The following is a 13879-nucleotide window of genomic DNA, read 5'->3' on the forward strand; positions in this document are numbered from 1 at the left end:
TCGGGTGTTCAACCGTGTCGCCATCGTCAACCGTGGTGAAGCCGCCATGCGGCTCATCCACGCGGTCCGCGAGCTGGCCGCGGAGACCGGCAACCACATCGAGACGGTCGCTCTCTACACCGATGTCGACCGCACCGCCACGTTCGTGCGCGAAGCGGACATCGCCTACGATCTCGGCCCGGCGTCCGCCCGGCCGTACCTCAACCTGGCGCTGCTGGAACAGGCCCTGACCGAGACCGGGGCCGACGCGGCGTGGGTCGGCTGGGGGTTCGTCGCCGAGGACCCGGCGTTCGCGGAGCTGTGCGAGAAGATCGGCGTCACGTTCGTGGGGCCGAGCCCGGACGCCATGCGCCAGCTCGGCGACAAGATCGGCTCGAAGCTGATCGCCGAGAAGGTCGGCGTGCCTGTCGCACCGTGGAGCCGGGGCGCCGTCGAGACGCTGGCCGCCGCCCAGAGCGCCGCGGCCGAGATCGGCTACCCGCTGATGCTCAAGGCGACGGCCGGCGGCGGCGGGCGCGGCATCCGGGTGATCCGCAACGAGGCCGAGCTGGTCGACGCGTACGAGCGCACCAGCCAGGAGGCCGCACGGGCGTTCGGCAGCGGCATCGTGTTCCTGGAGCGCCTGGTCACCGGGGCCCGGCACGTCGAGGTGCAGGTGATCGCCGACGGGCAGGGCACCGCGTGGGCGCTGGGCGTACGCGACTGCTCGGTGCAGCGGCGCAACCAGAAGATCATCGAGGAGTCGGCGTCGCCGGTGCTCGAACCGACCCAGGCCGCCGAGCTGAAGACGGCGGCGGAGCGGCTGGCGGTGGCCGTCGGCTACCGCGGCGCGGCGACCGTCGAGTTCCTCTACCACCCCGGCGACCGGCTCTTCGCGTTCCTCGAGGTCAACACCCGTCTCCAGGTGGAGCACCCGATCACCGAGCTGACCACCGGGTTCGACCTGGTGAAGGCGCAACTGCACGTCGCCGCCGGCGGCCGGTTGGAGGGCGCGCCGCCGGCCGAGCGCGGGCACGCCATCGAGGCCCGGCTGAACGCTGAGGACCCGGACCGCGACTTCGCGCCGTCGCCGGGCCGCATCGCCCGGTTGGACCTGCCGAGCGGCCCCGGCGTCCGGGTCGACACCGGGGTCAGTGAGGGCGACACCATCCCGGCCGACTTCGACTCGATGATCGCGAAGATCATCGCGTACGGCCGGGATCGCGACGAGGCGCTCGGCAAGCTGCGCCGGGCGATGGCGAACACCACGGTGATCATCGAGGGCGGCGCGACGAACAAGAGTTTCGTGCTCGACCTGCTCGACCAGCCCGAGGTGATCGACGCCAGCGCCGACACCGGCTGGATCGACCGGGTCCGGGCCGAGGGCCGCCTCGTCACGCACCGCCACTCCGCGGTCGCCCTCGCCGCCGCCGCCATCGAGGCGTACGAGGAGGACGAGCGCGCCGAGCAGCACCGGCTGCTGTCCACGGCGGCCGGCGGTCGCCCGCAGGTGCAGCACGCCAGCGGCCGTCCGCTGGACCTGAAGCTGCGCGGGGTCGGTTACCGCACGCGCGTCGCGCGGGTCGGCGCGCACCGGTTCCGGGTCGGCATCGAGGTCGGCGCGGTGGTGCGCACCGCCGATGTCGAGCTGGACCGCTTCGACCGGCACACCGGGCAGATCGTCGTCAACGGCATCCGTTACCGCCTGCTCACCGGCTCCTACGGGCCGACCCACCTGGTCGAGGTGGACGGTGTGACGCACCGGGTCAGCCGGGACGAGGGCGGCGTGCTGCGCTCCCCCATGCCCGCGCTCGTCGTCGCCACGCCGCTGGAGGTCGGCGCCGAGGTCGAGGCGGGCGCGCCGGTGCTGGTGCTGGAAGCGATGAAGATGGAGACGGTGCTGCGGGCGCCGTTCCGGGCACGGCTGAAGGAGTGCGCCGTCGCGGTGGGCAGCCAGGTGGAGGCGGGCGCGCCGCTGCTGCGCCTGGAGCCGCTCGCCGACGACACCGCCGAGGCCACCGCCGACCCGGCCACCGACACCGTCGAACTGGACCTGCCGACCGCCACCGGGGGCGCGTCGGCGCTACAGCGCGCCACCCGCGGTCAGGAGGACCTGCGCGGCCTGCTGCTCGGTTTCGACGTGGACCCGCACGACGACCGGCGGGTGCTCGACGACTACCTCGTCGCCCGGAGGGCGGCCACCGAGGAGGGCCAGCGGCCACTGGCGGCCGAACTCGACCTCATCGAGGTGTTCGCCGACCTCGCCGAGCTGAGCCGCAACCGGCCGACGGGCGAGGACGGCGGCGGCGCCGCCCACGTGCACAGCGCCCGGGAGTACTTCCACACCTACCTGCAGAGCCTCGACGTCGAGCGGGCCGGGTTGCCGGATGCCTTCCAGAGCAGGCTCGCCAAGGCGCTCGGCCGGTACGGCGTCACCGACCTGGAGCGCTCCCCCGCCCTCGAAGCCGCCGTCTTCCGGATCTTCCTCGCCCAGCAACGGGCCGCCGCGGACGCCACCGTCGTCGCGGCGCTGCTGCGCGCCTGGCTGCGGGAGAACCCGCCGGCCCCGGCGTTGCGCGAGCCGGCCGGTCTCGCGTTGGAGCGACTGATCGCCGCGACGCAGGTCCGTTTCCCGGTGGTCGCCGACCTCGCCCGTGGCGTGGTGTTCGCCTGGTTCGCCCAGCCGCTGCTGCGTCTGAACCGGGCCCGTGTCTACGTCGACGTCCGTGGGCACCTGCGGCACCTGGACGCGCACCCGGACGCGGCGGACCGCGCCGAGCGCGTCGCCGAGATGGTCCGCAGCACCGAGCCGCTGGTCCGCCTGCTCGGCCGGCGACTCATCCGCGACGGCCTCGACAACGCGGTGATGTTGGAGGTGCTGACCCGGCGGTACTACGGCAACCGGGCGCTCACCAGCGTGCGTACCCAGCCGGTCGCGGGTTGCACGTTCGTTGTCGCCGAGCGCGCCGACTCCAGCGTGGTCTCCGCGGCGGTGCGCTTCGACGCGCTGGGTGACGCCCTGCGCGGCCTGGCCGAACTGGCCACCGGCGAGGGCTCGGTGGACGCCGACATCTACGTCGGGTGGGAGAACCAGCCGGCGGACTTCGACGCGATGGCGGCGGCGTTGACCGAGGTCATCGCGGCGCACCCGTTGCCGCCGCAGGTCACCCGCCTGACCACCACGGTGGCGGGTCGTCGTGGCGCGGTGATGCACCACCACTTCACCTTCCGCCCGTCCGGCGCCGGGCTGACCGAGGACCGGCTGATCCGCGGTCTGCACCCGTACATCGCGCAGCGGATGCAGATGGACCGGTTGCACAGGTTCGACCTGACCCGGCTCCCGTCGTCGGACGAGGAGATCTACCTCTTCCAGTGCGTCGCGCGGGAGAACCGCTCCGACGAGCGACTTGTCGCGTTCGCGCAGGTGCGCGACCTCACCGAGCTTCGGGAGCAGGACGGTCGGCTGGTCGCGCTGCCGACGACCGAGGGCGTCATCGCCGCCTGCCTCGACTCGATCCGCCGCGCCCAGTCGCTGCGCCCGTCCAAGACGCGCTTCAACACCAACCGGATCGTGGTGTACGTCTGGCCGCCGAGCGAGCTGACCCGCGAGGAGATGGAGATGATCGCCGGGCGGGTGCGCCCGACGACGGCGGGCGCCGGGCTGGAGGAGATCCTGTTCATCGCCCGGCAGCGCGACCGGCGGACCGGCGAGCTGACCAAGATCGCGGTACGGATCTCGTTCGACGCGGTGGGCAACGCCGAACTGGTCGTCGGGGAGCCGCCGGTCGAGCCGATCGAGCCGCTGGACGAGTACCGGCTGAAGGTGCTGCGCGCGAGCAGCCGCAACACCGTGTACCCGTACGAGCTGACCGCCCGGCTCGGTGACTTCGTCGAGCACGACCTCGACGACGCGCACGCGTTGACGCCGGTGGACCGGCCGAAGGGGCGCAACACCGCCGCCATCGTCGCCGGTGTGGTCACCACGCCCACCGAGCGCCACCCGCAGGGTGTCACCCGGGTGGTGCTGCTGGGCGACCCGACCAAGTCGCTGGGCGCGCTGTCCGAGCCGGAGTGCCGGCGGGTGATCGCCGCGCTGGACCTGGCCGAGCGGATGGGGGTGCCGCTGGAGTGGTGGGCGTTGTCCGCCGGGGCGCGGATCTCGATGACGTCCGGTACGGAGAACATGGACTGGGTGGCCGCGGCGCTCAAGCGGATCGTCGAGTTCACCCAGGCCGGCGGTGAGATCAACATCGTCGTCGCGGGCATCAACGTGGGCGCGCAGCCGTACTGGAACGCCGAGGCGACGATGCTCATGCACACCAAGGGCATCCTGGTGATGACGCCGGACTCGGCGATGGTGCTCACCGGTAAGCAGTCGCTGGACTTCTCCGGCGGGGTGTCCGCCGAGGACAACTTCGGCATCGGCGGTTACGACCGGGTGATGGGCCCGAACGGGCAGGCGCAGTACTGGGCGCCGACCCTGACCGCCGCGCGGGACGTGGTGATGGCGCACTACGACCACACCTACGTCGCGCCCGGCGAGGCCGCGCCCCGGCGGGCGGTCACCGACGACCCGGCGGACCGCGACATCTCCGACTTCCCGCACGACGTGGCCGGCAGCGCCTTCCGCACCGTCGGGGAGATCTTCTCCGCCGAGGCCAACCCGGACCGCAAGAAGCCCTTCGACATCCGTACGGTGATGCGGGCCCTCGCCGACCAGGACCACCCGGTGCTGGAGCGCTGGGCCGGCATGGCCGACGCGGACACCGCTGTGGTGCAGGACGTCCACCTCGGTGGCATCCCGGTGTGCCTGCTCGGCATCGAGTCCCGGTCGGTGCCGCGGCACGGCTTCCCGCCCACCGACGGTCCGGACACCTACACGGCGGGCACGCTGTTCCCGCGCTCGTCGAAGAAGGCCGCGCGGGCGATCAACGCGGCCAGCGGCAACCGACCGCTCGTGGTGCTGGCCAACCTGTCCGGCTTCGACGGCTCACCGGAGTCGATGCGCAAGCTGCAACTGGAGTACGGCGCCGAGATCGGCCGGGCGATCGTCAACTTCCGGGGACCGATCGTGTTCTGCGTGATCTCGCGCTACCACGGCGGGGCGTTCGTGGTGTTCTCCAAGGCGCTGAACCCGAACATGACGGTGCTGGCGTTGGAGGGCTCGTTCGCCTCGGTGCTCGGTGGCGCGCCCGCCGCCGCGGTGGTGTTCACCGCCGACGTCAACGCCCGTACGGCTGCCGACCCGCGGGTGCGGGACCTGGAGGCCCGCGCCGCAGCGGCGGCCGGCGCCGAGCGCGCCGCGCTGACGGCGGAACTCGACGAGCTGCGCGCGTCGGTGCGCACCGAGAAGCTGGGCGAGGTGGCGACCGAGTTCGACAGGGTGCACAACATCCAGCGCGCCGTCGAGGTCGGTTCGGTGGACGCGGTCATCCGGGCCGCCGAGCTGCGGCCCCGCATCATCGAGGTCATCGAAGCCCGCCTGGGGTGACCGGCGGTCGCTCCCGGTCACCTCGACGGGGAGCGGAGGCGATAGCGAGCGGTATACCTCAGCGGTATGAATATGCCTCTGAGGTATACCGCTCGACCACGTCCCAAGCGCCGGTCAGCGACCGCCGAGGCGCGGCGCGAGCGATCCGAGATGACCCTCAGCCTGTGCGCCGGGTCCCGATCTGGTCGCCGTCGGCCTGCCAGGCCGCGACGAGATCCTCACGGGCGCGGGCGACCCGGGAGCGGATCGTGCCGACGGGGCACTGGCAGACGTCGGCCGCCTCGGCGTAGGACAGGCCGAGCACCTGGGTGGCGACGAACGCCTCGCGGCGCTCCGGGGTCAGGCCGGCGATCAACTGGTGCAGTGCCACGCCCTCGTCGGCGCCGACGGTCACCGCTCCAGCGCACTCGGCCGCCTCCTGCCAGTCCGGCACCGATGCCGTCCTCGGCCGGACCACCGCCGAGCGGACGTGGTCCACGGCGACGCGCCGGGCGATGGTGAACACCCAGGTGCGGGCCGACGATCGGCCGGCGAAGCCGGGCAGGTTGCGCAACGCCCGCAGGAACGTCTCCTGGGTCAGGTCGTCGGCCTCGCCCGGCCCGGCGAGGTGCGACAGGAACCGCCACACCTGGTCCTGAAGGGCCCTGACGAACGCCGTGGCGGCCTGCCGGTCACCCCGGCCCGCCTCCCGCGCCCACCGGGTCACCTGGTCGTCGTCAACGACGCCGTTCCGCACAGACCACCGTCCTGTGTGCCACGGGCGCTCCCCCGTCGAGCCGCCATCGTCGGAACGCCGCCGGTCGGCCGCGCACTCTGGTGGTCGGCGGCCGGCCCGGAAAAGTTCCCGGTGTCGCCACTTTCGGCCGTTTCCTACCGGGGGGCGCGCCGGTCAGCCGGGGACGCGCTGGTCCGGGGAGGCCTCGGCGCAGGTGCCACCCCGGCGAATTCGCCACCGGTTCACCAGTCGTGGACGGTGCCGTCCTTGAGCCTGTTGAACGGCAGGTAGGCAGGCTCGTACGGGAAGCGGGCCGCCGCCGCCTCGTCGAGCTCCACCCCGAGCCCCGGCTGCTCGCCCGGGTGCAGGTAGCCGTCGGTGAAGGTGAACGACTGCCGGAACACCTCGTTGGCCAGCGGGGTGTGCTTCATGTACTCCTGGATGCCGAAGTTGTGGATGGCCAGGTCCAGGTGCAGCGCCGCGGCCATGCCCACCGGGGAGATGTCGGTGGGTCCGTGGATGCCCGACTTGATCTGGTACTGGGCGGCGAAGTCCAGCAGCTTGCGCATGGCGGTGATGCCGCCGGTGTGGGTGACCGCCGACCGCACGTAGTCGATCAACTGCTCCCGGATCAGGGTCTGGTAGTCCCAGACCGTGTTGAAGACCTCGCCGATGGCCAGCGGGGTGGTGGTGTGCTGACGGACCAGCCGCAGCGCCTCCTGGTTCTCGGCCGGGGTGCAGTCCTCCAGCCAGAACAGGTCGTACGGTTCGAGGGCCTTGCCGAGCTTGGCGGCCTGGATCGGGGTCATCCGGTGGTGGCCGTCGTGCAGCAGCGGCAGCTCCGGGCCGAACTCGGCGCGGACCGCCTCGAACACGGTGGGCAGGTGGCGCAGGTACGCCCGGGTGTCCCAGTCCTCCTCGGCGGGCAGCGGGGTGCGCTGCGCCGGTTCGTAGTCGTAGCGCTGGCCGGTGGCGCTGGGCTGCGCGGCGACGCCGTAGACGGCGTTGATGCCCGGCACCGAGGTCTGCACCCGGATCGACCGGAAGCCCTCGTCGAGGTGCCGGCGGATGGAGTCGAACAGCTCCGGGATGTCCCGCCCGGACGCGTGCCCGTACGCCACGATGCCGGTGCGCGACGCGCCGCCCAGCAGTTGGTAGAGCGGCATGCCGGCGGCCTTGGCCTTGATGTCCCAGAGCGCGACGTCCACCGCGGCGATGGCCGCCATGGTGACCGGACCGCGCCGCCAGTACGCCGAGCGGTACAGGAACTGCCAGGTGTCCTCGATCCGGTGCGCGTCGCGCCCCATCAGCAGGGGGGCGACATGGTCGCGCAGGTACGAGGCGACGGACAGCTCGCGACCGTTGAGCGTGGCGTCGCCCAGGCCGGTGAGCCCGTCGTCTGTGGTGATCTTGAGGGTGACGAAGTTCCGGTCGGGGCTGCACACGATGACGTCCGCTGCGACGATCTTCACGGGGGTGCCTTTCCGTTGGTGCCGGGCTGGGGGTGTCTCACCACTCCGCGTAGGAGCCGTCGGGGTGCCGCCAGGTCGGGCTGCGCCAGGCGTGGCCGCGCTTGTCGGCGGTCCGCACCGCGTGTTCGTCGATCTCGATACCGAGACCGGGCGCGGTGAGCCGCCGCACGTACCCGTCGACGAAGGTCAGCGGGGTCCGGTCGAGGCAGTAGTCGAGCACCTCGGCGCCCTGGTTGTAGTGGATGCCGATGCTCTGTTCCTGGATCAGGAAGTTGGGCGTGGCGAAACCGACCTGGAGGCAGGCGGCGAGGGCGATCGGCCCGAGCGGGCAGTGCGGGGCGAGTTGCACGTCGTACACCTCGGCCAGGGTGGCGATCTTGCGGACCTCGGTGATGCCACCGGCGTGCGCGAGGTCCGGTTGGGCCACGGCGATGCCGGCCTGCAACACCGGCAGGAACTCCTGCCTGCTGTAGAGCCGCTCCCCCGTCGACACCGGCGTCGTCGTGCAGCGCACCACGTCGCCGATCAGGTGCGAGTTCTCCGGCACCACAGGCTCTTCGAGGAAGAACGGCCGGTACGGCTCCAGCAGCGGGGCGACCCTGCGGACGTTGGCGACGGTGAACCGCCCGTGGAAGTCCACGGCGACGTCCCGGTCGTCGCCGAGGACCTCGCGGGCGACAGCCACCCGCCGCACCACCGCGTCGAGTGCGGCGACCGACGCGAGCGCACCCATCCGCCCGGAGGCGTTCATCTTCACGGCGGTCAGGCCCGCCTCGACCCGCGCGCTGATCTGGTCGCGGATCTCGGCGGGATCGTCGCCACCGACCCAGCCGTACACCCGGATCCGGTCGCGGACCGGCCCGCCGAGCAACTGGTGTACGGGGGCGCCGTAGTGCTTGCCGGCGATGTCCCACAGCGCCTGGTCCAGACCGGACACCGCGCTGGCCAGGATGGGGCCGCCCCGGTAGAAGGAACCTTTCGTCAGCACCTGCCAGTGGTCCTCGATGCGCAGCGCGTCACGGCCCACGAGCGCCTCGCTGAGCTGGTGCACGGCCGTGCGTACCGTCTCGGACCGGCCCTCGCAGGTGGCCTCGCCCCAGCCGACGATGCCGGAGTCGGTCTCCACCCGGACGAAGAGCCACCGCGGCGCGACCAGGAACGTCTCCACCCTCGCGATCGTCGGCACGGCGGGTCAGCCCTTGGTGGCGCCGGCGGTGAGGCCGGAGACGACGTACTTCTGCACGAACAGGGCGATCAGCATGATCGGCAGGGTGACCACCGTCGCCGCTGCCATCAGGCCGCCCCAGTCGATGCTGGCGTACCCGACGAAGTCGAAGATCGCGACGGGCAGCGTCTTCGTGTCGGAATCGGACAGCACCAGGGCGAACATGAAGTTGTTCCAGGAGAAGATGAACGAGAGGATGCCGGCGGTCGCGACGCCGGGCACCGACAGCGGCAGGGCGATCCGCCGGAACGCGCCGATGTGGGTCAGACCGTCGACGAGCGCCGCCTCCTCCAGCTCGGTCGGCAGCCCGTCGAAGTAGCCCATCATGATATAGACGATCAAGGGCAGCGACACGAACATGTGGCTCAGGATCAGCACGGAGAACCCGCCGACCAGCTTCAGGTTCGAGAAGACGTAGTACCAGGGCACCAGCAGCGAGACGCCCGGGATCACCCGGGCCATGAGCACGACGAGCGCGGACCTCTTCATGGTGAAACGGCTCATCGAGTACGCGGCGGGCACCCCGAGCAGCAGGGAGAGCACCGTCGCGGCGAACGCCACCCAGAGGCTGTTGCCGATGAACTGGAGATAGTTGGCCTGCTGGAGGACTGTCTCGTAGTTCTTCAGGCTGGGCGAGAAGGAGAACGCCTTGGCGGTGTCGTAGATGTCCACGTTGGTCTTGAACGACGCGGTGATCATCCAGAGCAGCGGCGCCATCAGCGTGAACACCACGAGGACCAGCGCCGACGTGCGGAACACCCGGTACGGCTTGCTCGGCGTCATCGGCCCAGCCCCTTCTTGCGGTAGGTCAGGGCCCACATCACCCCGATGATGATCAGGAAGAAGATGATGAGCACCGTCGACGAGACGCCGTAGTCGTTGTAGTCGAAGCTCAGGCCGTAGGCGTACACGTTGAGGGTCTCGACCTCGTGGAAGGACCCGCCGCCGCGGCCCTTGGTGGCGTAGAGGATGTCGAACGTCTTGAGCGCGTCGATGCCGCGCAGCAGGACGGCGACGATCACCGTGGGCATCAGCAACGGCAGGGTGACGTGCCGGAACCGCTGCCAGGTGCTCGCGCCGTCGATCCGGGCCGCCTCCTGCGGCTCGTCGGAGAGCGAGGTGAGCCCGGCGAGCAGGATGAGCACGACCATCGGGGTCCACTGCCAGACGTCGATGAACATCGTCGTCGGCAGGGCGGAGTGCTGGCCGGCGAGCCAGGGCTGCGGGCCGATCCCCACCCAGCCGAGGATCTGGTTGGCCATCCCGATGTTGGGGTCGAAGATCAGCCGCCACATCATGCCGACCGCGACCGGGGTCGCCACCAGCGGGAGGAGGATCGCGACGCGGACCCACCTCTCACCGCGGAAGGGCCGCCACAGCAGCAGGGCGATCGCCATGCCCAGGACGACCTCGACCGACAGCACCACGCCGGTGAAGAGGACGGTACGCCAGACCGCCGGCCAGAACCGGTCGGTGTCGGTGAGCACGTCGACGTAGTTCTGGAAGCCGATGAACTCGGACTCGGCGCGCACCGAACCCTCGGCGTCGGTCAGGCTCAGATACCCGGTCCACGCCACCGGGAAGACGATCAGCACGGCGACGAACGCCATGGCGGGTGCCGCGAAGAGCCACTTGCGGTGCGCGTTGGCCCACCGCGACCAGGCCGAGTCCTCCTGGAGTGCCGCGGGTGCCTCGGTCACGTCGGTGCGGGGGGTGGTGACGGCTGACATGGGAGATCTCCGGGGTCGGGGGCCAGATCCCGAGCGGGTGGCGGAGCCGGTAGACCCCGCCACCCGACGGTTGTGGTTACTTCGCCTCGTCGTCGAGGAACTTCTGGAACGCCGCGTTCGCGGCGTCCGCCGAGGCGGCGGCGTCCTTACCGGTGATCGCGTCGACGATCGGCTGGCCGACGATCTCCCGTGCCTGCGCGACCTTGACCACCAGGGGCCGGTCGTGCCCGACGCCGTTGGCGGTGCTCACCGTGTTGGCCTCGACGAGGTCCTTCGGGTACGAGGCGGTGGCCGCCGGGTTCGCCCAGACCGAGGAGCGGGCACCGGGAACGCCGGCGGTCTGCTGGGCCAGCGCCTGGTCCTTGCCGGCCGCCCACTGGATGAACTTCCAGGCGTTGTCCTTGTTCTCCGAGCTCTCGTTAACGCCGAGCGCCCAGGAGGGGATGTTGTACGGCTTGGAGCCGGCCGGGCCGGCCGGAAAGGCCGCGAAGCCGACGGTGTCGACCACCTTGGACTTGGTCGGGTCGGTGGCGTTCTTGTAGAGCGAGTTCGCCTCGGTGTAGAAGGCGGCCTTGCCCTGCGTGAAGATGGCCATCGCCTCGGACCAGCTCATGTCGGTGCTGATGTTGTCCGGCCCGTGGTCGCGCAGCAGTCCGCCGTAGTAGGCGTACGCCTGCTTGGCCTGGTCGGTGTTGACGGTGGCCTTGCCGTTGGCGTCGACGAAGTCTCCACCGAAGCTGAAGAGGAAGCTGGAGAACTGGGTGACGGCGGCGGCCTTGCCGGTGCGCGCGACGAAGCCGGCGACGCCGGGGTTGTCGGCCTCGACCTTGGCGGCCTGCGCCTTCAGCTCGTCGAGGGTCTTGGGCGGCGCGGTGAAGCCGGACTTCGTCAGCAGGTCCTTGCGGTAGTAGAGGACCTCCTGCTCGGTGATGATGGGCACGCCCACGACCTTGTCGTCGTAGGTCGTGGCCTGCACCGGCCCGGCCTGGAAGTCGCCGAACTCGAAGGCGCTGTCCGACCTGGTCTTCTCGGTGAGGTCGGCGAGATACTTGTTCTTGCCGAACTGCTTCCCCTCCTGCAGGGGCCGGTACATCATCACGTCGAGGTCGCTGGCCCCGGCGTTGAGCTTGACGTTGTACTGGTCGGAGAGCTGGTCCTCGCCGAGCTGGGTGACCTCGATCTTGAGGCCGGACTGCTTCTCGAAGTCCGGCAGGGCCTTCTTGATGTTCTCCGTCCAGACGTGGTTCACCAGCGTCACGCGAAGGGTGGTCGAGCCTTCGCCGCCGTCGTCGCCACCGCACGCGGTGAGGCTCATGGCGGTGACCACAGCCAGAGAAGTGCCGATTATCGATCGACGTCGCACGCGTGTCTCTCCTTCGGTCGTGGTCGCCGCCCCCGCAGGAGCCACTACCTCCGTGTTACATCCGCTTAACATCGGGATGCTAGGCCGATAAACCTGAGTATTTCAAGGGCTCGATCTGATTGATACGATCTTTTGGTGGAACCGTCCTCACCAGAGGTTGCAGCCGCCCGGCCCGCCCCCGCCGAGGCCGGGCTGCACGCCCGCGTCCTCGACAACCTCGGCACCGCCATCTGCGGCGGCGAGCTGCCGCCCGGGTCGGTTCTCAACATCGACGACCTCGTCGAGAGGTACGCGGTGTCCCGCTCGGTCATCCGCGAGGTGCTGCGGGTCCTGTCCTCGATGGGCTTCATCGAGGCACGCCGTCGGGTGGGGGTGATGATTCGGCCGGCGACGGCGTGGAACGTCTTCGACCCGCAGGTGATCCGCTGGCGGCTGGCATCGTCCGGCCGGATGGCCCAGCTACGCTCGATCACCGAACTCCGCACCGCCGTCGAGCCGCACGCCGCGCTCCTGGCCGCCGAGCGGATCGGCCACGACGAGGCGAGCGACCTCGTCGGACTGGCGGCGAAGATGTGGGCCGCCGGCAAGGCCGGTGACGACGAGCGCTTCCTGCACCTCGACATCGAGTTCCACAGGCGCGTCCTGGTGGCCTCCGGCAACGAGATGTTCGTCCAGCTTCAGGAGCTGGTCGCCGAGGTGCTCACCGGTCGGCACAAGCACCACCTCATGCCGCACCACCCGCACGAGCAGGCCCTCCAGATGCACGCGGACGTCGCGCAGGCGATCCAGCGGCGCGACGGCGAGGGCGCCCGACAGGCGATGGTGCGGCTCATGGAGCAGGCGTTCGGCGAGATGAAGTCGCTCTGGGCGCAGACCGGCGCCCCCGACAGCGCGTGATCGACTCGACTTGATCGACTCGGCTTTCAGGAAGTCGGGCTCTCAGACGGCTCCCGAGGCCCCGACTTCCTGAAAACCGAGTGGATCACCCGACGCGCACGAATACGATCACCGATCGACGGTCAGCGGGTATGGGCCGGCGAGGCATCAGCGGCGCTCCTCGGTGACGTACGCTTCTGCCGACCATCGCGGCAGGCTGCCATACCGGACGGTACACCGATCGGCAGCGGCATCGTCGTGCGTGTGATCATCGATCAACCGCGTGTCTCACCCGCCGGCAGGTGACATAGGGGATCGACATCACGGTGATCAAGGAGGCGCGGTGGAGATGGTCGAGCAGCTTGTTTCCCGGACGGATGCCGCCTACCAACGGTGGTTGGCGTCGACCACCGACGACGTCGTCGCCGATTGGGTGGGCATGTTCAGCCGGGAATCCCTGTTGGAGCGCCACACGACCTACGGGATCGGTGAGTGGCTCCCGGGCTACCTCATGGTCGGTCAAGAAGGCGATCGGGGTTACTTCCTCCGGTGCGACGGTGGCGGGGGCACCGTGTTCTGCGCCGACCTGGGCGGTCTCGGCGAAGCCGACCTCGTCGTTGTCGCCCCGGCGTTCGAGGTGTGGCGGAGTTCCGGTTTCGCCCCGCCCTCCGAACCGCAGTGGGACATGCCGACAATGGCCGACGTCTACGTGGACGGGGTGCCCGTCGATGCCGTTCAGCTACTGGCGCGGGCGAGGAAACTGCTGGGTGTGGACTGGCGGTTCGTGGATCTCCGGGGCCTGCTCGCCGTCCAACCGTTCCTGGCGGTGAGGTCCGCTCGTCTATGGGTGCTGCGTCGCGACCTGGAACATGCCCCCGAGCTGCGGCCATACCTGCTCTATGCCACCGACCACGGCCTGGAAGCGGTGTGGCCGACCGGCAGCTGAGCGCCACGCGTCCGGCCCCTCCGCGGTCCGATCTGATGATCGACTCGTGGAGGGGCCGGACGTTCTTCCTGATTCGTCCGAC

9 protein-coding genes are annotated in these 13879 nt (G+C 70.4%); 3 read left to right on the forward strand and 6 right to left on the reverse strand.

Features of this window, described 5'->3' with window-relative positions:
* The first annotated feature begins 4 nt into the window (after positions 1–4).
* The gene (locus O7634_RS28425) at positions 5–5470 is read left to right on the forward strand and encodes a carboxyl transferase domain-containing protein (RefSeq protein ID WP_278153199.1); all 5466 of its coding nucleotides are present in this window, start codon (positions 5–7) and stop codon (positions 5468–5470) included.
* A gap of 157 nt (positions 5471–5627) precedes the next feature.
* On the opposite strand, the gene O7634_RS28430 is transcribed toward O7634_RS28425, so the two are convergent.
* From O7634_RS28430 to O7634_RS28455, 6 genes are all read right to left on the reverse strand, one after another.
* Positions 5628–6206: a sigma-70 family RNA polymerase sigma factor gene (locus O7634_RS28430; protein WP_278153200.1), complete on the reverse strand. Its 579-nt coding sequence runs from the start codon at positions 6204–6206 to the stop codon at positions 5628–5630.
* 221 nt (positions 6207–6427) lie between these two features.
* Positions 6428–7657: a D-mannonate dehydratase ManD gene (gene manD, locus O7634_RS28435; RefSeq protein ID WP_278153201.1), complete on the reverse strand. Its 1230-nt coding sequence runs from the start codon at positions 7655–7657 to the stop codon at positions 6428–6430.
* A gap of 37 nt (positions 7658–7694) precedes the next feature.
* Entirely contained in the window at positions 7695–8834 is a 1140-nt protein-coding gene (gene dgoD / locus O7634_RS28440) for a galactonate dehydratase (protein WP_347404319.1), read from the reverse strand.
* 15 nt (positions 8835–8849) lie between these two features.
* Entirely contained in the window at positions 8850–9665 is an 816-nt protein-coding gene (locus O7634_RS28445; protein WP_278153203.1) for a carbohydrate ABC transporter permease, read from the reverse strand.
* The gene (locus O7634_RS28450; RefSeq protein WP_278153204.1) at positions 9662–10612 is read right to left on the reverse strand and encodes a sugar ABC transporter permease; all 951 of its coding nucleotides are present in this window, start codon (positions 10610–10612) and stop codon (positions 9662–9664) included. Before O7634_RS28450 ends, O7634_RS28445 begins: the two co-directional genes overlap by 4 nt.
* Before the next feature lie 76 nt (positions 10613–10688).
* Entirely contained in the window at positions 10689–11927 is a 1239-nt protein-coding gene (locus O7634_RS28455; RefSeq protein WP_278153205.1) for a sugar ABC transporter substrate-binding protein, read from the reverse strand.
* A 183-nt stretch (positions 11928–12110) separates the two neighbouring features.
* Here O7634_RS28455 and O7634_RS28460 point away from each other — a divergent pair, with 183 nt between their 5' ends.
* Positions 12111–12872 carry an FCD domain-containing protein gene (locus O7634_RS28460; RefSeq protein WP_278153206.1) on the forward strand — a complete coding sequence of 254 codons (762 nt, stop codon included), beginning with the start codon at positions 12111–12113 and terminating at the stop codon, positions 12870–12872.
* A gap of 322 nt (positions 12873–13194) precedes the next feature.
* The gene (locus tag O7634_RS28465; RefSeq protein ID WP_278153207.1) at positions 13195–13797 is read left to right on the forward strand and encodes a hypothetical protein; all 603 of its coding nucleotides are present in this window, start codon (positions 13195–13197) and stop codon (positions 13795–13797) included.
* Positions 13798–13879: the final 82 nt, after the last annotated feature.

Source organism: Micromonospora sp. WMMD1120, from assembly GCF_029626235.1.
Lineage (GTDB): Bacteria > Actinomycetota > Actinomycetes > Mycobacteriales > Micromonosporaceae > Micromonospora.

Bases quoted from the DNA above. Each gene is read 5' to 3' on its own strand.
- O7634_RS28450 (WP_278153204.1), bottom strand. From the start codon at position 10,612: ATGTCAGCCGTCACCACCCCCCGCACCGACGTGACCGAGGCACCCGCG.
- O7634_RS28445 (WP_278153203.1), bottom strand. From the start codon at position 9,665: ATGACGCCGAGCAAGCCGTACCGGGTGTTCCGCACGTCGGCGCTGGTC.
- O7634_RS28455 (WP_278153205.1), bottom strand. From the start codon at position 11,927: ATGAGCCTCACCGCGTGCGGTGGCGACGACGGCGGCGAAGGCTCGACC.